A 21,540-nucleotide genomic window follows, 5' to 3' on the forward strand; every position below is an offset into this window, starting at 1 on the left:
CGAGTGGATGCGCTGGTTCCGCGAGGGGCGCATATCCCAGAAGCTCGGGTGGCTCACCCCGGACGAGCGCCGCGCGGCGCTGGGCTATCCGGTGCTGTAGGATGTACAAGAAAACGTCCGCGGTCCCCATTATATTTCACTCGTCCTTTTTACACAAAAAAATGCAGGTCAATCCTCAACATGAGCATTGACCTGCATTTATAATGCACAGAGCAGTACAACAAAACTAAGGCATAGCTTGCACTATGTCTATACTATATCTATACGTCGTTAGTTTTTTGTATAGCATCCGCAAAATAAGCATGACAAAAAAGCCCATGTTGAAAATGGGAAAATCCTTTTTTTCAATGCTTATCTAATACGCATGCTATGCAACATAAACGCCGCCTCCTTTTACATAAATTTTATTTTATCAGAAAATCAGTCTACTGTCAATACACAACAGGAAGTATTTAACCTAATGATATGAATTGTGTGGACATATCCAAAAAGAAAGGTGAACTGTAAAATGTAACAGGGTGAATGAAAATGGCAAAAAGACCCGTACCATTGTACGACTTTAAGGCTTTCGGGGCAGCTATAAAAGCCGCGAGAAATGAATACGGCGAGAGCCGCAAAAAGGTAAGCGACGAGTTATATATTTCCCCGCGCTACCTTGCGAATATCGAGAACAAGGGACAACAGCCGAGTTTACAGGTATTCTATGACCTTGTAACCCGGTATCATATTTCGGTAGATCAATTTTTCTTCCCGAACAGCAATGCGGAGAAATCCACCGGGCGGCGGCAGCTTGACGCGCTGCTGGACGGTATGAGCGATAAAGGCATACGGATTGTAACCGCAACAGCAAGGGAGATAACGGAAGTCGAAAAAGCAGAGGATTAACCTCACAATATGAGAAATCGGGAGATTGCAGCGCATGGCGGCTGCAATCTTTTTTTGCGTCCAAAATCAAAGGAACGCGCAACAAATACCGCCTTTCGGTGGGGGTATGGAGTAGATAGCAAGCACAGCAAACGAGTACCCGTTTGCGGAAAATGCTTGTTGGGATAATCCCAAACCCTTATACCGAAAGGCGGTGCGGAAATGGTACTCGGCGCGTTGAACAGCACCGCTTTTAGATACTGCTTGATGTTGCGCACTTTGGTTGTGTTCTCCCTCATGCAATCCAAAACAAACTCAATATGGCTGCTGTTCAGCTTCAAAAACTTGGATTTCACCAATTCGGCGGGGTAGTCGTCCCCGGCAATACGGATTGTCTTTCGGGCTGTGCAGACGGTTTCCAGCATAAGGTCAACAATCTCGTCCAAACGGTCTTTGTCAATTTTGCAGTTTTGAATGAGATGGTCGTATTCGATATTGTCCTTGATAATCTCCCTGTAAATCTCTACTGCGCTATTGCTTTTCGCTTCCGTTCTTTTCCTTTCCGGCGGCGTAGCCGCTTCGCCATGCGCAAAGGGCAAGGGGTTTAGGGAATGGAAAGGAATGGAATCGGTACTTGATAAATCAGTAATTGATTGTTCTTTACTTAATATATCTTTATTTAATTGCGTTGGATTTTCCAACGTAGGTTTTTCCTGCGTAGGTTTTTCCAACGTTGGATTATCCAATGTTGGATTTTCCAACGTAGGTTTTTCCTGCGTAGGTTTTTCCAACGTTGGATTATCCAATGTTGGATTTTCCAATGTAGGTAAATCCAATATAGGCGGCTGTCCGCCGCTGGTAGCTGCTTCCGGCTCTCGCGGCTGCGGCTGCTCGTATATGACGTAATCTGCGCCCCGCAAGCGTCCCTTTTCGTCGCGCTCCCGGCTGCGCACGATATATCCGGCTTTTTCGAGTTCCTTTACCGCTTCGCGGATTGCGTCGATCTTCTCCCGGTTGATATGGGATAAGCCCGCAAGGGTATAATCCCAATCTTCGGGCAGCGAAAGCATTTGCGACAACAAGCCCTTTGCCTTTAAGGACAATTCCTTGTTTCGCAAGTGGTGGTTGCTCATAACGGTATATCCCGTATTTCGCTCCACTCTGAAAACTGCCATATTTCCTCACTTCCTCTCTTGGTATGCGTGGACAATTAGAAAGCCGTTTTCGGCTGTTTTGGTATTGCAATATGCCCTTTGCCGTTTTCGCGTCTGCAAAGCCGCATGGCACAAGGGCTTTTGCCCGTCTATTTGTCCATGCTGGCGTGCGTTTTCCGCGTCCTTTTGCCGGGGCAATAGGGACACTCTTTGAAAACGCAAAACTCATATTTCCACCCGGGGCGGTAGAAACGGCAAGTGCCGCAATCTTCATCATCTCCGGCACAACCGGATTGATAGCGGTCAAATCCCGGCTTCTGCTGCATGAGCAATTCAAACGCCCGCTGCTTGCCCTTTGTGAAATACATTCCGGCTGCACCTCCTTTCCTGCGGGCATAAAAAAACGGCGTTACTTTCTCCCCCAAAGGGGTTAAGGTAACGCCGTTTGTGTGCGTATTCAGTTTTTAACACATTCCCTGTCTATCCGCTGTCCGCAAAACCATTGATTTTATTAGCTTTTTGCCGCTATCGCTATCACACCTCATTATTCCAGCGGCCCGGATTTCAAGCCATGCTTGCAGACATTGAAGCCGGGAAAGTCGGCACCGTCATAGTCAAGGACATGAGCAGGCTGGGGCGTAATTACTTGCAGGTGGGATTTTACACGGAAATGCTGTTCCCTCAAAAGGGCGTGCGTTTTATCGCTGTCAATGACAACGTGGACAGCGCAAACGGCGGCATGGACAATGATTTTACCCCTCTGCGGAACTTATTTAACGAATGGCTGGTGAGAGATACGAGCAAGAAAATCAAGGCAGTAAAGAAAGCAAAAGGCATGAGCGGCAAGCCTGTAACCAGCAAGCCAGTCTATGGCTATCTCATGGACAAGGACGAGAACTATATCGTTGACGAGGAAGCCGCCCCGGTTGTCCGGCAGATTTACCAGCTTTGCCTTGCGGGAAATGGCCCGACCAAGATTGCCCGTATGCTGACGGAGCAGCAAATCCCCACGCCGGGGACGCTGGAATACCGCAGGACGGGCAGCACCCGACGCTACCACCCCGGCTATGAGTGCAAGTGGGCGACAAACACCGTCGTCCATCTGCTGGAAAACCGGGAGTACACTGGCTGTCTGGTAAACTTCAAGACGGAGAAGCCCTCTTACAAGGTCAAGCACAGCGTTGAGAACCCCATCGAGAAGCAGGCTATCTTCCCAAATCACCATGAGCCGATTATCGACACGGAAACATGGGAGCGTGTGCAGGAGTTACGCAAGCAGCGAAAACGCCCGAACCGCTATGATGAAGTGGGGCTGTTCTCTGGTATGCTGTTCTGCGCCGACTGCGGCCATGTGCTGTATCAGCAGCGGTATCAGAACAAGAACCGCAAGCAGGACTGTTATATCTGCGGCAGCTACAAGAAGCGTACCCGTGACTGTACGGCACACTTTATCCGCACCGACCTTTTGACGGCGGGCGTGCTTTCCAATCTCCGGCAAGTGACGGAATACGCCGCCAGGCATGAGAGCCGCTTTGTAAAGCTGCTCATCCAGCAGAACGAAATCGGCGGCAAGAGAAAGACCGCCGCAGCCACGAAGCAGCTTGAACAGGCCCAGACACGCATTGCCGAAGTGAACCGCATTATCAAGCGGCTGTATGAGGACAATGTAAGCGGCAAAATCAGCGACGAGCGTTTCATGGAGCTGTCGGCGGACTATGAGCAGGAGCAGCGGGAACTGAAAGACCGGGCTGCCGCTTTGCAGGAGGAACTTTCCAAGTCGCAGGCCGCCACCGTCAACGCCGAGAAATTCATGGGGATTGTGAGAAAGCACCTTGCTTTTGAAGAATTGACCCCCACCCTCTTGCGGGAAATGATTGAGAAAATCGTCGTGCATGAGTGCAGCTATGACGAGAACGGCACCCGCAGGCAGGACATTGAGATTTATTACAGCTTTGTCGGCAAGATAGACTTGCCGGAAGCCTAACGCCTGACCTATCCGACACAGCCCTAAGTGCCGGATAGGAACGGCAAAATTTTTTACACTTCTATTACTTCTTTATCGCACATTAGCAAAAGGCCGCGGGTCCGAATCGGGCGGGATACGGGATTGTGCGGATGCGAAATCCAGGGATGCCGTCGCGACGATAGGGCCATTGGGGTGTGCGGAGCGCCAATCCCTATTCTTTCTCTGCGTCCCAGATTTGGTACATGCGTCAGCTGCAATTGGTGCATAATGGTGCAAACCATTTGGCGGCAACGTTTGGAGGGCGCATGAGCGAAATTAAGTGTCCGCATTGCGGCAAGGTGTTCCAGGTCGACGAGAGCGAGTTCAATGACATCTTGCGCCAGGTGCGCACGGAAGAATTCGATAAAGAGATTGCGCAGCGCGAGGCGCTTATGGAGGAGGGCAAGCGCCAGGCGGTGGAGCTCGCCGTTCAGCAGGCCCAGGGCCAGGCGGCGAAAGCCGCCGCAGCGCGCGATGCCAAGATCGCGGAGCTCTCGATGAGCTTGGATGAGGCTCGCCGAGAGATGAAAGCAAAGATGGAGGCGGTGAAGGCGCAACATGAGGCCGCGTCGCGCGCCGAGGCTGCCGAGCATGAGAAGTCGCTGCAGTCCGCCGTTTCGCAGCGAGACGCCGAAATCGCTCAGCTCAAGGCGCAGATAGCTCAGCAGGAGAGTGACCGTCGCGCGGCCGAGAATGTGGCGCAGGCGGAATATGAGAAAGCTCTCGCGAATGCGACCGCGCAGCTCGATGCCCAAGTTGCAGCGCTCAAGCAAAGGCTTTCCGGCCAAGAGGAAACGCTTCGTCAGCAGGCGGCGCTTCGCGAAGCGGAGCTTGTCCAGCAGGCTGCGGCGCGCGAAGCCGAGCTGTCGCAAAAGGCTGCCTCCCGTGAAGCGGAGCTGGCGCAGAAAGCGGCATCGCGCGAAGCGGAATTGGAACGCACCATCGCCGAGCAGCGTCAACAGCTGTCCGGTCAGCAGAGCGCGTTCGATGCGCAGAAGGAACTCGCGGTCGCGGAGGCGCGCATGAAGGCCGAGCGTGAACGCGATGACCTTGCCACCAAGATGCAGCTCGCCCAAGCAGAGAGCGAGCGCAACATGGCCGCGCTTCAAGCCAAGATGGCCGAAGAACTCAAACAAAAAGATCAGCTCCTGTCTTATAAAGATGAGGAAATCGCTCGCTACAAAGATATGAAGGCGCGCCTATCCACCAAGATGGTCGGCGAATCGCTTGAGCAGCACTGCGAGATCGAGTTCAACAAAATCCGCGCGACGGCATTCCCGCGCGCGTATTTCGAAAAGGACAATGATGTAGTGGACGGAACGAAGGGCGATTTCGTGTTTCGCGAGTCCGATGACGAGGGTAATGAGATCCTGTCCATCATGTTCGAGATGAAGAATGAATCCGAAGACTCGACCCATAAGCACAAGAACGAGGATTTCCTGAAAAAGCTCGACTCTGATCGGCGCAAGAAGGGCTGCGAGTACGCGGTGCTGGTCACGTTGCTGGAGCCCGACAACGAGCTCTACAACGAAGGCATTGTAGACATGTCGTATCGCTATGAGAAGATGTACGTGATTCGTCCACAGTTCTTCATTCCCATGATTTCCATTCTGCGCAACGCGGCTCTTTCGGCCATGACATACAAGGCGGAGCTTGCCCAGATGCGCAATCAGAACATCGATATCACGCATTTCGAGGAGCAGATGGAGGATTTCAAGGCCAAGTTCGGGCGCAATTATGATCTGGCCAGCAGGAAATTCCAGGCCGCGATTGACGAGATCGACAAATCGATCGACCATCTGCAAAAGATCAAGGAGAACTTGCTGGGCAGCGAACGCAACCTTCGCCTAGCCAACGACAAAGCGCAGGACCTTTCCATCAAGCGCTTGACGCGCAACAACCCCACTATGAAGGAGAAGTTTGCTCAGCTCGCGGAAGAGCGTGCAGCCGCCGGACTGCCTGATCCGGCCGATGAGGCCCGCGCACGCATCATCGAGGAAGAGGAATAAAGGCGCATAGGGCAAAGCAAGGCCGCTCGCGGGAGGGATGCGAGCGGCCTTTTTCGTTCGCATGGTGCGAACAACGGGAGGGGAGAAGGCTATCGATAGGATTAGACTGTGCGGCCGGCGTCGTTACCGGAGCGGATAGCAAGAGCGATGTTAAACGGTTCGTTGCAATCGCCCACCGCGTAGGTTTCGGATACGGAGCAGCCGTCGATCAGGGACGTGTCGGGCAGCATGTCGCCCGCGTTCACGATGGCGTCGCAGGGGATGCTTACCGTCGTGCCCGTTTCGGTTTGGATGGTGATGCTCCCGTCGCCAACCTCCTGGATGGAAGAGCTGGGCCAAACGCGCAGGCCAAGAGCATAGAGTGCAGTGGTCATGAAGCGAATGGCGTGCTGCGACTGCTGCATGTCAAGCTCCTCATTGGCGCTTGGCGTTACGATGACGACGTTCTTTTTGTGAACGGTGAGCCACAGTGCGCAGTCGAACGCTTGGGCGTTCGAGCCCCAGACGACCACGTTGTCACCCATCTCGGTCATCATGAAGCTGTCGAAATCAACCACCTGAACCGAGTCGTTGCCGGAAACAGGCGCCTCGGGACGCTTGCCGCCTACGGCAAGGATCACGGCATCGGGGGCCTCGGAGTCGATGAAAGCGGCGTCGACCTCCTTGTTGAGCTCGACGGAAACGCCGTTCACCTCAAGCTGGCGAGAGAGGTAAGCGGAAAGGTCGGTCAGGTTCTCATGGGGGCCCTTGACGTTGGAGGCGAATTCGAGCTTTCCGCCTAGTGCGCCGCTTTTCTCGTAGAGGGTAACGCTGTGACCGCGCTGCGCGGCGATTCGAGCTGCCTCCATGCCAGCGGGGCCTCCGCCGATGACCATGACCTTCTTGGTGGTTTCTGCCGCAGGAACCTCGTAGGTGGAGGGGCCGCCCTCGCGCATCACGCGCTGGGTCAAGGCGTTTACGCGGCAGTAGCCCATCTGGGCATTCATCTCATTGCTGCCGATGTGGCAGTGGAGGCAACGCGTGCAGGGAGCAATCTCGTCCAGGCGGCCTTCCTTGAGTTTGTTGACATACTCGGTATCAACGGTGAACGGACGGTTCATCAGGTAGAAGTCGCATTTGCCATCGGCGAGCGCCTGCTCGAAGAAATCGGGGGCATGCGCAGGGTCCATGTAGGTCACGGTTCCGCAAGGAATGCTCAGCTGCTCTTTATACCGTGCGACGACATCGAGCAGCATGCCTGCGCCGCTGTGGTTGCCGATAAGCGCACCCTGGAAATGCTTATTGAAATCGAACTGCGTAGCAAAGCCGCTTGCGCCTTCGATGCCATTGAGGATGAAGTAGAGGTCGCTTGCAAACTGGCAGGGGTGGTTGCCCAGCGGGCCAAGGCGCAGATGCATGGAATCGGCGCCGGCCGCTTCGAACATCTTCGCGAACTCAATGCCCTCTTCGATGGTGGTCGCTTTCGTCTGGAACGCGGTAACCTGATTGTCGAGGGTCATGAGCGTGGGGTTGTTGGTGATATTATCCAGCTCCTCGATGCAATCGATCAGGATTTGAACCGCGAAGTCATCACCGCAGGCCTCTTTGATTTTCTGGATGCATTCCACGACGAAACGCGCACGGTTCTCGAGGCTGCCTATGCCGTAGTCGTCGGTTCGCGTGTTGTGGTAGCGCGAAAGGAAGTGCGAACCCAGGTTAAAGCCTGCCGCATTGATTTCCATAGCTTCGAAGCCCATGCTCTGCAGGTTCTTGGCAACGGTCACGGCGCGTTCTTCTGCGGCGAGGATGTCATCGACGGTCATGTTGGGCACGTCGCCCGAGAAGGCCCACTGGCATCCGAGATGGGCATTGTATTCTGCGCATGCCTCAGAGAGCCTCTTTCCAAAAGAGATGACCTCATCGGTGAAGTCGCCCGTAGGGAGGAACTCTCCCTCGACCCAGATCATCTCGACGCCACCCTTTGCGAAATTAAGGTAATACTCGAACAGCTCATCGGTGTAGCCGGCGAGGTAGCATGCCGAGCCGGCGGCGGATTTCGCCATGCGATTGCCTATTTCGATAGATCCTAGTTTCCAGGGCGAAAGAAGCGTGGCAAAGTCGGTGGTGTTGCCACGATAATCGTAGTCCTGGGGATTGACGTAAGCGGTGTGCAGAAGCTCTTCGGTTGCCGTTTCTTCGGTTGTCGTCGACGTTTGCGTTTGCTGAGGCGCGCAACCGACGAGGCCGGCTCCAGCTGCCGCAGCGCCCGCGACGCCGATGCCCGCGAGGAACTGACGACGCGAGAATTCCATAATACCCTCCTTTATCGTGCTTTCGAACGTCGCGCTTTTCTGAACAGCGCGACGCTTGGATAGATTAGCGTCGCGCACGGTTGTGCGCTTCACATGAGCTTGGTGAACATTGTGTGGATGCGCAAATGACCGCAAAGCATCGCGCGTGATACACGAAACGCCACGTCATCCGCCTCACACCCGATTGGTGAATTACACGGTTTGGAGATGCGCGGGAGCAAAAAGCAAACGAATAGATGACTCGTTTGTGGCAAACTGTACGGAGTCAATGGTTCTAGATTGCGTTGTGGGGGAGGACAAACGCATGACGGTCTCAGAAAAAGGGGAGGGCTTCGACGTCACTCGTGTGTGTGCGTGCGTAGGCTATGCCTCGCTCCTCTGTCTGCTTCAACTGGTTCTGTGGGGCGGTCTTCCTCTGGGGGAGCGTATGGGCTTCGGCGTTTCCGATGTCTTGTTTTGGTGGTCTGTGCCCCTGTGTTCGGCAATCGGGTTTTCGCTTTTGATAGTGGGGTTCGTTGCCGCCCGTGCGTCATTTCGTCATAGAGACCGTGCGGTTGTTCCGGTTGGCGCCGCGGCGCATATCGTTGTCGTCATCGCCTACATGCTCCTGGGTCTTGCGCCTTCCGCGTCTGGGGTTCACGTCTGCGCTCTCGCGGTAATGGCCGGCGTTGGCTTGGGGCTTGCGTGCGCCACGTGGGCCGATGCATTTGCGTGGTTCGATCGTGACTCGTCAGTGAAGCTCGTTGCCATATCGCTCATGGTGGCGGCGCTTGCCCATCTCATTCTCAATCTTGCTGTGCCTCGTTTTTTGGCGGCAGCCTTCTGCGTGCTTGCTGTGATTGCGGCGTGCTCCCTTGGGCTGTTCTTTAAAGCGCGAAGGGGGAACGGGGGCGCGGGAGACCAGCGAGGCGCTTCGCCCACTCAGCCGAGTTCGGGCGTTGCTGCATTGGCCGAAACGATGAAGGCTGTCCGTAACCCGCTTTACTGTGCGGCCTCGATTGCCTTTTCGGTGGCCATTACCCGCATGCTCGCCCTGCTCCTTGTGCCCGAAACGAGCGCGGACGTGAATACCTTCGGCCTTGCTGGCGTCGCGATTGGATCTATCGTTTTGCTCCTTGCGAATAAGCGCACAGGCGAGAGCTTTGCAAGTAGCATCTCGATTCCGTCGCTGTTCCGCGTCTTGTTTCCCATTGTGGCAACGCTGCTGCTTGCACTTTCGCTTGCGGGGGATATGCTTGCTCTACCTGTGGGCGCCACTGTTTTCGCCATCTATTTCATTGTTTCAGCGTTGATGCTTCCTATCTGTATCGATGCGGCAAAAGAACGCGGCGTTTCTCCGGTGTCGGCATTCGGGCTTTTCGCTGGCTTGGTATACCTTGTTTTTGCCATTGCGACGCTGCTTGGTATCGTTTTGCTCGGCGGCAATGTGGTTGACTCCAGAGTCGTGGTCGTTTGCATCCTCGTCGTTCTTTATATCCTTGCCATGGCGTTTGTCCTAATGGAGCGTCATGCGCGCGACTCCTTCAGCGCGGAAGCGCAGCGTGGCGGTGATGATATCGAGCGGCAAGGTTTGGCCGACGCCGTGCGAGCGAGTTTCGAGGGGAGCGATTCCGCTTTGAAAGGCGGCGTCCAGGAAGGCGTCGCATCGAGCGATCCCATCCCATCTGATGGACCGGATCCCATTGAGCGGCGATGCATGGTGCTGGCGAGTCAACGCGGGCTTAGTCCTCGCGAGACCGACGTGCTCGTGGCGTTCGCCCACGGACGCAATGTCGCCTACCTTGCCTCTCAACTCGTGCTCTCGGAGAACACCATTCGCAGCCACAGCAAGACGCTCTACACCAAGCTTGGCGTGCACAGCAAACAGGAGCTGATCGATCTTGTGGAGAGCATCCAGCTTGAGTCCGAATAGGCCTGCGGCGGCTGTTTTGAGCGTTCCAGGAGCTCGCTCGGCAAGGATGTAGCGTTCTGTTCTGCGATTCCGCTACTCGCAAGGGTCAGTTTTCGAAAATACTTAAAATCATGCGACGCAGTGAGGCCGGTTACTGCTTGATTGCCGATTGAGCGGCGCTCGCCTTGTTTATATAGTTCCATACCGATCGGTGAAATCTACACTGGGGCAGACTCTTGGGGTATCCGAGGGCGGGCTTTCTTCGGGCGATCGAATCGGAGGGGATCTTATGGCGCAACCGCGTAACAGGGTGCTGCCGCTTGTGTCGGCGGCGTTGTGCTGCTTCATCATCGGGGCATTTTACATGTGGAGCGTGTTCAATGCGCCGCTTATGGCAGAACATGGGTGGTCTGCGCAGGAGGTCTCGCTCGCGTATTCGATCTACACCTTCACGCTCGGCATGTCCACGCTCGCGGGCGGATGGCTTCAACGGGTCGTCTCTTCACGTGTGCTTTTGACGGCGGGCGGCATGGGGTTCGCGCTCGCATGGATACTCACCTCGTTCGCCACGTCGCTCCCCATGCTCTACATCTGCTTCGGCGTGCTAGGCGGCTTCTGCGACGGCGTGGTGTACAACGTTTCCATGTCGGTTGCCACCAAGTGGTATCCCGATAAGAAGGGTCTTGCCAACGGCATTTGCATCGGGTGCGCAGGACTTGCGCCTCTGTTGTTCGCGCCGCTCGGCAATGCGCTCATCGAGGCGTTCGACACCTCCGCATGCTTCAGGATTTGCGGCGTCGGATTCGCTCTCGCGTTTATCGTGGCCACTCGGTTCGCCGTCGCGCCGCCCGAGGGCTGGGCGCCATCGGGCTGGACCCAAAGCGAGGAATCGAGCCAGCGTGCCTCACGCGATTTCACTGCCAAGGATATGCTCAAAACCCCGATTTTCTATATGCTGTGGGCGGCTTTCGTGATGGCGGCAACATCGGGGCTCATGATGACGGGCCATGCCGCCACCATCGGCCAGCAGCTGGCGGGGCTTTCGTCGAGCGACGCCGCCGTGACCGTGGGGCTTCTCGCGGTTGCAAGCTTTGCGGGAAGGCTTGGCTTAGGCGCCCTCTCCGACAAGCTCGGGCGCTTCACTATGCTGGGCGCTTCTCTTGCCGTGACGTGCGTGGTCATGCTCGTTTTCTTCTCCTCGGCGCATTCCTTCGTATCGTTCAGCGTCGTTTTGTTCCTTGTGGGGGTGTGCTTCGGCGGCGTGATGACCGTCATGCCCTCCATCTGCGGCGATATGTTCGGCCTGAAGAACTTTGGTTTCAACTATGCGGTGCTGTTCTCGGGTTATACGGTAGCATCGTTCGTAGGCCCGTCGCTTGCGGCCACCGTGGTTACGGCTACAGGTTCCTACGACCTTGCATTCACGGTGGCAGGCGCTCTGGCGGCTTTCGGGCTGGTTTTTCTCGCCGTCGCCGTGATTCTGTCGAAGAGAATGCGCGCATCGTAGACACCGGGATTCGCTGCTGCGTTGTCGACAATCGAGGGAAGGTCTTGCATCGCCGTGCGTGCTGACATCAGCTGTGTGTAGGCACGCGCGGGCGCGTGGTTGTTCGGTGGCGGCTCGATGCGCCCAGTCGCCCCGTGCGTTGCTTGGCCTATACTTTTACGCATGAGCAACCAGAAACGCATACAGGAAATCAAGCAAGAACTGGCAAGTGTGCCAACGCTGCCGGGCGTCTATCTGTGGAAAGATAAAAACGGCCAGGTCATATACGTAGGCAAAGCCAAGCAGCTTCGCGCTCGCATGAAGCAATACGTTATGGGCCAGGATGAGCGCGCCAAGATTCCCATGATGCTCGAACAGATTGATTCGTTCGAGTACATCGTCGTCGAGAACGAGCACGAGTCGCTGGTGCTGGAGAAGAATCTGATTCGTCAGTATGCGCCGTTTTTCAATGCCGACTTCAAAGACGACAAAAGCTATCCATTCATTGCCCTCACCAAGGGCGATGTGTTTCCTGCTATCAAATACACGCGTGAGAAGCACGTGGAAGGCACCCGGTATTTCGGACCGTACACCGACAGTCGTGCCGCCCGTGAACTCGTAGATATCGCGCGCAAGGTAGTGCCCCTATGCGCCGCACGCTGCGCTGAATGGCGCCGACTCAAGCGTAAGCTCGATAGCGGATCCCTTGACGCGTTTCTTTCCGAGGAGGGAACGCGCCCGTGTTTCGATGCTCATGTGGGGCTGGGGCCGGGGGCCTGCTGCGGGTGGGTCACCCCCGAGGAGTACGCCAAAAACGTTTCGCGCATCGAGCGCTTCCTTGCGGGCAACCGCCGCGAGTTCATTGATGAGCTTGAACAAGAGATGCGAGCCGCTGCTTCCGAGCTCGATTTCGAGCGTGCCGGGCGAGTCAAGCAGCGCATCGATACCATCAATGCGCTTTCCGACCGCCAGCATGCGGTTTCTTCCCGCAATCTCGACGCCGATGTCATTGGCATCGAGCGCGAGGAGACCATCGCGGGCGTGCATGTGTTCATGATTCGCGAGGGTCGCATCATCAACGGTAACGAGTTCGTGCTCGATCGCGGCCGTGATGTGCCCGACGAAGACCTGCTGCATAACTTCCTGCTGCGTTACTACGACGCTACCGAGTCCATCCCGCACGAGGTCATCGTGGAAACCGAGCTCGAAGATGCGCCCGCTATGGAGGAATGGCTTACGCGCAAGCTCGCAAGCCCGCATGGGGCCAAGGTGCGCTTTACGGTTCCTCGCCGCGGCGAGAAGGCGGAGCTTTTGGCCATGGCTCGAAAAAACGCCGGTCATACGCTCAATCGTTACAAGGTGCGCACCAATTATGAGGACAAGCGAATCAACGACGCGCTTCTTCAGCTGGAAAGCGCACTCGCGCTCGACGCTCCGCCCATGCGCATCGAATGCTTCGACATTTCCACCATCCATGGTTCCTATACTGTGGCATCTATGGTGGTGTTCACGGGCGGTCGTCCCGACAAGAATCAGTACCGCCGGTTTAAGATCAAGACCCCGCTTGACGAGGCGAACGACTTCCTCAGCATGCAGGAGGTGCTTGGGAGGCGCTATGCCCCCGAGCGCATGGCCGATGAGCGTTTCGGCAAAAAGCCCGACCTGCTGATTCTCGACGGCGGTAAGCCTCAGCTTTCGGCCGCCATGGAGCAGCTGGCATCCATGGGAATCACCGATATTCCTATGGCCGGTCTGGCTAAACGCGACGAGGAGCTGTTCGTTCCGTGGCAGGAGACCGGCCCGGTGGTGCTGCCGAGCGGATCGGCGTCTTTGTACCTGGTCAAACACGTGCGCGATGAGAGCCATCGCTTCGCAATCACGTTCCACCGCGAGCTGCGCGGCAAGGGCATGACCAAATCGATACTGGACGACGTTGTGGGCTTGGGTCCCGTGCGCAAAAAGGCGCTGCTCAAAGCGATGGGCGGTTTTCGCAAGCTGCGCGAGGCGTCGCTTGATGACATTAAAGCGAGCCGCGCTGTGCCCGACGAGGTGGCGGAAGAGGTGTTCGCGGTGCTGACGCAGTATAATGAGCGAGCCTCAAGGCCGCTCGACGGAGGCGGGGCGACGTTCGAGGGCAACTCGGCGTTCTCAGATGACTCGACGTTTGAAGACCGAGCCGCCTCAGAAAGCGACATTCGGGTTGAGGCATTGCGCGAGGAATGATTTCGATTACATGGAACGCGCCCTCGAGGCGCACAATGGCAGCATATCCTAGATTCGGCGGAATCGAAGAGAAAGGTGTTCGTGATGGGTGAGACGATCGTCGGCGCGGATGAGCGCAACGGCCTGGTGATCATCACCGGCATGAGCGGCGCGGGCCGCACCGAGGCGATGCACGCGTTCGAGGACCTCGGCTATTTCTGTATCGACAACCTTCCGGCAAGCCTCATCTCCAACCTCCTTGCTGTAGCCACTGCCTCCGACACCGACAAGACGCGTCGCTTGGCGGTGGTGTGCGACGCGCGCAACAAGGCGTTCTTCGCCGATCTCGAGGGCGAGCTCGATGAGCTACGCGAACGCGGCGTGAAGTATCGCGTCCTGTTTCTCGATGCCGATGACGATAAGCTCGTGGCGCGCTACAAGGCGAGCCGCCGCCGTCATCCGCTGTGCGAAGAAGGCATGACCATCGCGCAGGGCATCGAAGCCGAGCGTGCGCTTCTGTTCTCGCTGCGCTCCGGCGCCGACGACGTGATCAACACCACCGAACTGCTCCCTATGCAGCTGCGCTCGCGTATTCGCGAGCTGTTCTCCACTAACGGCGAGCGCGAGGGGCTCGCTGTCACGGTGTATTCGTTCGGCTTCAAGCACGGCGCGGCCGACGATGCCGACATCGTGATGGACGTGCGCTTTCTTCCTAACCCCTATTACGATCCCACGCTGCGTCCCCTTACCGGGCTCGATGCTCCTGTGCGCGACTTCGTGATGTTCCGCGATGAGACGGTTGATTTTCTGGATAAGTGGAAAGGCCTGCTTGACGTGGTTATGCCGGGCTACGTGAAAGAGGGCAAGCAGCAGCTGGCTATCGCGGTGGGATGCACGGGCGGTCAACATCGCAGCGTTGCGATTGCAGAGGCCACGGGCGACCACCTGAAGACAAAGGGCTATCGCGTGAGCGTTTCGCATCGCGACTTGGCGCTTGCTGAATCGGTGAAATCGGCGCTCGAGCCCGTTCCCGCCCCCAAGAAGAAGGAGGCGTAATGGACGGCTCCACCGATATGAGCCGCCCCTTCAAGTACGACCCTGCGGCCACGGCTGCCTTCGCGCGCCTGCGCGAGAAGGTGGGGGATACGGTGCTCCACGATACCGCGGCCCCCGTCAAGGCCGTCGTGATCGGCGGCGGCACGGGCGCTCCCGTGTCTATACGCACGCTGCTTACGCTTGAGGCCGACGTGTCGGCCGTGGTGGCTATGGCGGATGACGGCGGTTCGACGGGCATCCTGCGCGAGGAGGCCGGCGTGCTTCCTCCAGGCGACATCCGTAAGTGCCTCGCCGCGATGGCAGCTAACGACGGCGATCCGCTGACACGTGCGTTCAAATGCCGATTTTCGTTTGCTCGCAACCATACGCTCGGAAATCTCATGCTCTCGGCGTTGGAGGATGCAACTGGCTCTCTGCCCGAGGCCATTGCCATCTGCGGCAGGCTGCTGGGCTCGCGCGGGCATGTGTTTCCGTCTACGCTCGAACACGTGCGTCTATGCGCCGAAACCTACGACGGGGTGCGCATTAGCGGGCAGGCGGCGGCGTGTAAATCGCGTACGGCGCTGCGCCGCGTGTGGCTGGAATCCAATGAGCCCATCCATGCGTACGGGCCCGCGCTCGATGCGATTCGCGAGGCCGATCTGATTGTGTTGGGTCCGGGGTCGCTGTTTACGTCCATCATCCCCAACTTGCTCGTGCCCGGCGTGACCGATGCGATCCGCGCTTCGTGCGGCGTGACGCTGTTCGTATGCTCGCTCGCCGACATGCAGGGCGAAACCTGGGGCCTTTCGGCTCTGGAGCATTACGAATCGCTCGAGCGCCATGGCATGGGCGGGCTGATCGACTACATGCTCATCCATAGCCCTGGAGCGCTCAGGCCTTCGGCGAGCGGCTCACGTGCCGATGCGCCGGCTTTGGAGCATTCCGTGGAGAGGTTCCGCATGAAGCGCGACGAAGGCGCGATGCCGGTCATTAGGCCTGTTCGCGCCGATTACGCCGATGCATGCGCCATCCAGGACCGCGGCACCGTGGTGCTCGTGCGCAACGTTGTCGACCCGCTGCGTCCCACGTGGCATAACCCCGAGGCGTTGCGCGATGCGTTCCGCTCCGTGATCAGGCTGTCACGCGCTCGCGGCATCCGCTGACCGCTGCCGTTGTCTGCCGACGCTCGGATGTCAATTTGAGCGGGGGCGGAAGACGCGGCAGGCATGAGTCGCAAGCGCGCTGTCAGCGATGGACAATGCCGACGGTCATGTTCTGCGGCCAGTCTCCATTATTTCGTATATACAGAGAAAGCTAGAAACCATATATCATGTCGTTCACCTCAGAAGTAAAAGACGAGCTCACGCGCGTGCTGCCTGGATGCAGCCACTGCGACAAGGCCACCCTCGCCGCCCTTGTGCGCATCGAGGGCACGCTGTTCTTTTCTGGTCCGGGCAAGTACCGTCTTGAGGTGGCTACCGAAATCAGCTCGGTGGCGCGCCTGGTCATTCGCTCGCTTCACCAGATTTATGCCTTGCGGACGGAGCTCACGGTGCGTCGCAGCGTTTTGCATAAAACCCCTAACTTTCTTATCACGGTGCCCTCTCAGCCAAAGCTTGAGGCTGCGTTGCGCGACCTGGGCGTGTTGGGCGAGGCGGGGCTTGAGATGGGTATCGACGAAAAGCTCGTGGAAAAGACCTGTTGCGCCGCGGCGTACCTGCGCGGTGCGTTTCTAGGGAGCGGATTTATCGCCGACCCACGCGGCGATTTCCATTTCGAGATTACCGTGGCAAGCGAGGAGATGGCAAACGGCATCGTGTCGCTGCTAGCGGAGCGCGACATCTCTGCGCGCATTCTTCAGCGTCGCAGCTCCTTTATTGTGTATCTCAAAAGCGGTACGGCAATCTCCGACTTTCTGGCGTTTGTGGGGGCGCATCAAAGCGCGCTGCGCATGGAAAACGAACGTGTGCGCAAGAGCGTGCGCAACAACGTGAACCGCAAGGTGAACGCCGAGGTGGCGAATCAGGCGAAGAGCTCCGAGGCGGCGGTGGAGCAGATCGTGAGCATCCGCAAGCTGGCCGAGAGCGGCAAGGTGGCCGATTTGGCGCCGGGGCTGCAGGAGTTCGTGCGTCTGCGTCTGCAGTATCCCAACGCCAGTCTTAAGGAGCTGGGCGAGCGCGCCAATCCGCCTCTGTCCAAGAGCGCTGTCTATCATCGCGTGCGGCGTCTGGAGCAGCTGGCGAAAGACCTTTGATTCCGCACGAGGCATTCGACTCGGTAAATCTTGCGCATGTGAATGTTTCCGGCGTGTTTCGAGATGCGTTTCGGGTGGACTATTTTTGTAATCTGTCCATTTGGGGTGGTAGAATCTTGAGCGTTTCTGTCGCTTGAGAGAGCGCGTCGATCGCAGTGGGCGTAAGACGCTAGCAAGGAGTCACCATGGCTGAAAACAATCAGCCCGCTGAAGCAAAGGGGCGCGAGCATTTCGCGTCGCGTATAGGCTTCATCCTCGTAGCCGCTGGCTGCGCTATCGGCTTGGGCAACGTGTGGCGTTTTCCCTACATCACGGGCGAGTATGGCGGCGGCGCATTCGTGCTCCTGTACCTGATCTTCCTCGTTATTCTAGGCCTGCCCGTAATGGTTATGGAGTTCGCCGTGGGGCGCGCCAGCCAGAAGAGCTGCGCTCAGGCGTTTGATATTCTGGAGCCCAAGCGCCGCTTTCACTGGTTTAGCTGGTGGGGCTACATCGGCTGCATGATTCTCATGATGTTCTACACCACCGTTGCCGGATGGATGGTGGCGTACATCCCCAAGATGGCTTCGGGCATGTTCAACGGGGCCGATGCTGCGGTGACGGGCGAGGCGTTCAACGCGATGCTCGCCAATCCGAGCGAGCTCATTGCCTGGATGCTCGTTGCCGTGCTCATTGGGTTTGTGATTTGCGCGATGGGTCTTCAAAAGGGCGTGGAGCGCATCACCAAGTGGATGATGGCCATTCTGTTCGTGGCAATGATTGCGCTGTGCATCCGCGCGATGACGTTGCCGGGTGCAGGCGAGGGCATAGCGTTCTACCTGATTCCCGACTTCAGTCGCATGTTTGAAGGCGGATGGTCCACCTTTGGCGAGGCGGTGTACGCCGCAATGGGTCAGGCGTTCTTCAGCCTGTCGTTGGGCATCGCCGCCATGGAGATCTTCGGTTCCAAGGTGGGCCGCGAGCGCAGCCTTACCGGCGAGGCCGTGAATGTGACCGTGCTGAACACGCTCGTCGCCATTCTCGCTGGCTTGATTATCTTCCCTGCATGCTTCGCCTATGACGTAACGCCTGATTCCGATCCGTCTCTGGTGTTTGTGACGCTGCCTGTAGTGTTCGGCCAAATGCCTTTGGGCAACGTATGGGGCGCGCTCTTCTTCGTGTTCATGAGCTTTGCGGCGCTTTCAACCGTAATCGCCGTGTTCGAAAACCTCATCAGCTTTTCGATGGACAAGTGGGGCATGAGTCGCACCAAGGCCGTACTGGTCAATGGAGCGCTCGTTATTGCCCTGAGTCTTCCTTGTGCGCTTGGCTTCAATCTGTGGTCTGGATTCACGGTGCCCGGCATAGGCGACATCCAGACGCTCGAGGACTTTGTGGTGTCTAACAATATGCTTCCTTTGGGCTCGCTCATTTTCGTGCTGTTCTGCACGACCCGCTACGGTTGGGGTTGGGACAAGTTTCTCGCCGAGGCCGATGCTGGCCAGGGGATGAAGTTCCCTGCATGGAGCAGGCTTTGGGTGAAGTACGGGATTCCTGTGCTGATCATCATTATCTTCATCATGGGGTATGCGCCCAAGTTTGCCGTGTGGTTTGGGGCGTAGGGCTTATGCAAGGGGGAAGGAGGAAAGGATGGGTCCTTTCCTCCTTCCCCCTTGAACCCCCATCCTCTTTTCCTCTTCCAGTCCATGGGAGAAACCGGATGCTTGGGGCTTCATCGCCCACCGAGCGGGCCTTGCTTTTGCTGGCCCGCTTTTTTGTCTTTGTTCGGGGCGATTATTTGCCTGATTCCTAGCCCTTCTTGTTGAATGCGCTGATTCCTAGGCAGGTGAGACCTATTCCGAGCATGGTCATGCCTGCGTTGGGGGAGAGGGGCTCGGCTAGACCGATTTCGCCCATGGAGCCTAAGGCTACCACCGCGACTCCCATTGCCAGACCTATGCATTTGAGTGCGAGAAGAGCCGTTTCGCGAGGCCCGTTGCTTTCGGTGCCCGCGTGTGCGGTTTTGGCGTTCAGGAGGTCGTCAGTCGAGACGCCGAGCACTTCGGCTAGGCGCGGAAATGAATTCACGTCCGGGCATGACAGGTCACGTTCCCATTTGGATACCGCTTTGTCGGTGACGTTCATCAGGTTGGCCAGGTCAAGCTGCGTCATTCCGTTCCGCTTTCGCAGCGCTGCGATGGTGGTTCCGAGTGTTTTCTTTTCCATGTGATGCCTCCTTCGAAACGTTCGCATTGTAGCGTGTTTTTATGATGGGGCAGGGAACGTCTTCGACTCAACCGACGGTTGGTAGAGCCGACTCAACCGGTGGTAGAGTTATGCATCACGCCTGATGACAGGCTTGTTTGGCGTATGCAATGCACGCTCGCGTCGCTTGATGGACACAAGATTCACAGTTGCATCTGCGGCGGGTTTCGGGTTCAATCGGTATCCGTCTTCCGCATTCACTTGAAAGGATGTTCATGCCGTCTTCCGATGCCAAGGAAAGTGCCGCCCGTAAGATGCCGTCCACTGCTCGGCGTACGCTGCATTATTACTGGCTGGTCACGCGCAAGCATTTCGGGCTGTTTGCACTGCTGGTGCTTTCCACGCTGTTCTTCGGCGGATTCCAAACGTATGGCAACCCGTTTGTCATGGGCCTGATCGTAGATCGCGTAAGCGCTGCTCCTGTGGCAGCCGACCAGGTGTTTACCGTGTTCGGCCCCTACATTGCCGCTCTGGTGCTGGTGAATGTGTGCGGGCAAACGTGCAGCAAGCTGCAGGATTATGCGCTGTGGAAGCTCGAGATTGCGGTGAGCTACGATCTCGCAACCATGAGCTTCGATGCGCTATCCAACCAGTCCATGACGTTTCACTCCAATCGCTTCGGTGGCACGCTGGTTTCGCAGACCTCCAAATTCATGGCGGCGTACAACCAGCTGGTCGAAGCGCTGGTGCATCCGTTTTTGCCGGTGTTGGGTTCGGTCGTATTCGTGTGCATCCTGCTAGGGCCGCGCGTGCCGGTGTATGTAGTCATTCTCATGGCGCTGTTTGCGGTATACGCGTGCGTGTCCTACATCATGTACAAGCGCATTCTCCACCTTAATGAAAATGCCGCCCGAGCTCAAAACAACCTCTCTGGCGAGCTCTCCGACGCGGTGACCAATATTCTTACCGTGAAAACCTACGGTCGCGAAGACTACGAGCGTGAGTTGTTCGATCGTGCCAATCGCGAGGTGGTGGCGCGCGACTCCAAGCGCATGCGCTCTTCGCTTCTGCGCGGCGTGTTAACTGCGGGTATCGCCGTGATTATCATGAGCGTGGTGGCTGTGTTCATTTCGGGCGGCAACGCGTGGTTCGGCATCACGCCCGGTACGTTGGTGATGATGTTCACCTATACCTACACCATGACGCAGCAGTTCAACTTTGTGAATTCGGGCTTGCAGCGCTTCAACCGCGCGTTCGGCGACGCGAGCGGCATGACGCAGGTCCTTGATGAACCCCGCCTGGTGGCCGACGCTCCCGGCGCGCCCGACCTGAAGGTGCGTGAAGGCGCCATCGATTTCGAGGGCATTGGGTTTTCCTACGAGGACGGCGGCGTGGAAACGCGTGTATTCGACGGGCTGGATCTGCATATTCCTGCAGGTCAGCGTATTGGTCTGGTGGGTATGAGCGGCGCGGGCAAAACTACGCTCACCAAGCTTTTGCTGCGCCTGTCCGATATCCAAGAAGGCCGCATAATGGTGGATGGCCAGGATGTTTCTCGGTGCACGCAGCAAAGCCTGCGTCGTCAGATTGCCTACGTGCCCCAGGAGGCGTTGCTGTTCCATCGCTCGATTGCCGAGAACATTGCATATGGCAGGCCTGATGCCACCATGGATCAGATTCGCGAAGCGGCCCGACGCGCCAACGCTCTTGAGTTCATTGAGCGTCTGCCGCAGGGGTTCAATACCGTAACCGGTGAGCGAGGCGTGAAGCTTTCCGGCGGGCAGCGTCAACGCATCGCCATTGCCCGCGCTATGCTCGCCGATTGTCCTGTTCTGGTGCTTGACGAGGCCACGAGTGCACTCGACTCCGAAAGCGAGAAGATGGTGCAGGATGCGCTTGAGGAGCTGATGCGTGGTCGCACTTCTATAGTTGTGGCGCATCGCCTCTCTACAGTGGCGAGCCTTGACCGCATTGTGGTGCTAGATGGCGGCAAAGTGGTTGAGGACGGTCCGCATGCTCGCCTTATCGAGCAAGACGGTGAATATGCCCATCTTTGGAGCCGCCAAACGGGCGCATATTTGGAGTAAGCGCACACTGGCTGTTTCGTTCGCGTGCGTTTTGTTGGCAGTTGTTCCGAGTATGTAATCCGCGGGCGCGCCGAA

Annotated in this window: 15 protein-coding genes; 11 read left to right on the top strand and 4 right to left on the bottom strand. The window is 57.1% G+C overall.

From position 1 onward, the window contains the following. Window positions 1-549: 549 nt before the first annotated feature. Entirely contained in the window at window positions 550-885 is a 336-nt protein-coding gene (locus tag DMP06_RS02865) for a helix-turn-helix transcriptional regulator (RefSeq protein WP_425458579.1), read from the top strand. Between the two features lie 2 nt (window positions 886-887). Here the strand turns inward: DMP06_RS02865 and DMP06_RS02870 are convergent, their stop codons facing one another. Together DMP06_RS02870 and DMP06_RS02875 are read right to left on the bottom strand one after the other, a co-directional pair. After that, complete coding sequence (locus DMP06_RS02870) at window positions 888-2,039, bottom strand: DUF6017 domain-containing protein (RefSeq protein WP_452585898.1); 1,152 nt, start codon at window positions 2,037-2,039, stop codon at window positions 888-890. 128 nt (window positions 2,040-2,167) lie between these two features. Then, window positions 2,168-2,386, bottom strand: coding sequence for a hypothetical protein (locus tag DMP06_RS02875; protein WP_002604486.1), 219 nt, complete (start codon window positions 2,384-2,386; stop codon window positions 2,168-2,170). A gap of 77 nt (window positions 2,387-2,463) precedes the next feature. On the opposite strand from DMP06_RS02875, the gene DMP06_RS02880 reads away from it, so the two are divergent. Next, window positions 2,464-4,002: a recombinase family protein gene (locus DMP06_RS02880; protein WP_452585899.1), complete on the top strand. Its 1,539-nt coding sequence runs from the start codon at window positions 2,464-2,466 to the stop codon at window positions 4,000-4,002. A gap of 287 nt (window positions 4,003-4,289) precedes the next feature. Continuing rightward, window positions 4,290-6,032: a DUF2130 domain-containing protein gene (locus DMP06_RS02885; protein WP_123208379.1), complete on the top strand. Its 1,743-nt coding sequence runs from the start codon at window positions 4,290-4,292 to the stop codon at window positions 6,030-6,032. A 101-nt stretch (window positions 6,033-6,133) separates the two neighbouring features. Here the strand turns inward: DMP06_RS02885 and DMP06_RS02890 are convergent, their stop codons facing one another. After that, window positions 6,134-8,323, bottom strand: a complete 2,190-nt coding sequence (locus DMP06_RS02890) for an oxidoreductase (RefSeq protein WP_123208380.1) — start codon at window positions 8,321-8,323, stop codon at window positions 6,134-6,136. Between the two features lie 304 nt (window positions 8,324-8,627). Between DMP06_RS02890 and DMP06_RS02895 the strand changes: the two genes are divergently transcribed. From DMP06_RS02895 to DMP06_RS02925, 7 genes are all read left to right on the top strand, one after another. Next, entirely contained in the window at window positions 8,628-10,235 is a 1,608-nt protein-coding gene (locus tag DMP06_RS02895; protein ID WP_161957800.1) for a helix-turn-helix transcriptional regulator, read from the top strand. Between the two features lie 268 nt (window positions 10,236-10,503). Continuing rightward, complete coding sequence (locus DMP06_RS02900) at window positions 10,504-11,721, top strand: L-lactate MFS transporter (protein WP_123208250.1); 1,218 nt, start codon at window positions 10,504-10,506, stop codon at window positions 11,719-11,721. A gap of 162 nt (window positions 11,722-11,883) precedes the next feature. Beyond that, the gene (gene uvrC / locus DMP06_RS02905; RefSeq protein ID WP_123208251.1) at window positions 11,884-13,923 is read left to right on the top strand and encodes an excinuclease ABC subunit UvrC; all 2,040 of its coding nucleotides are present in this window, start codon (window positions 11,884-11,886) and stop codon (window positions 13,921-13,923) included. An 84-nt stretch (window positions 13,924-14,007) separates the two neighbouring features. After that, on the top strand, window positions 14,008-14,958 hold the full coding sequence (gene rapZ, locus DMP06_RS02910) for an RNase adapter RapZ (RefSeq protein ID WP_123208252.1): 951 nt from the start codon (window positions 14,008-14,010) through the stop codon (window positions 14,956-14,958). After that, entirely contained in the window at window positions 14,958-16,103 is a 1,146-nt protein-coding gene (locus tag DMP06_RS02915) for a gluconeogenesis factor YvcK family protein (protein ID WP_245962348.1), read from the top strand. Before rapZ ends, DMP06_RS02915 begins: the two co-directional genes overlap by 1 nt. Window positions 16,104-16,270: 167 nt before the next feature. Further along, entirely contained in the window at window positions 16,271-17,194 is a 924-nt protein-coding gene (gene whiA, locus DMP06_RS02920; protein ID WP_123208253.1) for a DNA-binding protein WhiA, read from the top strand. Between the two features lie 185 nt (window positions 17,195-17,379). Beyond that, window positions 17,380-18,795 (top strand): sodium-dependent transporter, encoded by a 1,416-nt coding sequence (locus tag DMP06_RS02925; protein ID WP_123208254.1) that lies wholly within the window; start codon window positions 17,380-17,382, stop codon window positions 18,793-18,795. 187 nt (window positions 18,796-18,982) lie between these two features. On the opposite strand, the gene DMP06_RS02930 is transcribed toward DMP06_RS02925, so the two are convergent. Continuing rightward, window positions 18,983-19,399, bottom strand: a complete 417-nt coding sequence (locus DMP06_RS02930) for a helix-turn-helix domain-containing protein (RefSeq protein WP_123208255.1) — start codon at window positions 19,397-19,399, stop codon at window positions 18,983-18,985. 254 nt (window positions 19,400-19,653) lie between these two features. On the opposite strand from DMP06_RS02930, the gene DMP06_RS02935 reads away from it, so the two are divergent. Further along, window positions 19,654-21,465, top strand: coding sequence for an ABC transporter ATP-binding protein (locus DMP06_RS02935; RefSeq protein ID WP_245962349.1), 1,812 nt, complete (start codon window positions 19,654-19,656; stop codon window positions 21,463-21,465). The last annotated feature ends 75 nt before the right edge of the window (window positions 21,466-21,540 follow it).

The sequence above is a fragment of the Slackia equolifaciens genome (genome assembly GCF_003725995.1).
In the GTDB taxonomy this organism is placed as follows: Bacteria; Actinomycetota; Coriobacteriia; order Coriobacteriales; family Eggerthellaceae; genus Slackia; species Slackia equolifaciens.